This window comes from Exiguobacterium sp. s128, from assembly GCF_018618815.1.
GTDB lineage: Bacteria > Bacillota > Bacilli > Exiguobacteriales > Exiguobacteriaceae > Exiguobacterium_A > Exiguobacterium_A antarcticum.
In genome coordinates this window covers 1-205 of the sequence record NZ_JACSMT010000122.1, presented here as the reverse complement: position 1 = coordinate 205, position 205 = coordinate 1, and the positions used below count along the sequence as shown (strand labels likewise).

The window sequence follows — 205 nt, the reverse complement described above, 5'->3', positions numbered from 1 at the left end:
CCTTTGTTGAAGCAGGAGTTCGACTGGTTGAAGGAAGTCGATAGCACATCTGTTCAGATCAGCGTCAAACATCTTGCTGATGCGTTTGATCGCTTCTTCAAGAAGCAGAACGAACACCCTCGATTCAAGTCCAAGCGCCATCCCGTCCAGTCGTACAAGACCAACATCCAAGGCAAAAACCAGCTTCCTGAAGTCTCGATTGGAT

1 pseudogene is annotated in these 205 nt (G+C 48.3%); it reads left to right on the top strand.

Annotated features, from left to right (window positions below):
• Positions 1–205: pseudogene (locus tag KNQ13_RS16090) on the top strand (IS200/IS605 family element RNA-guided endonuclease TnpB); the annotation flags it as partial.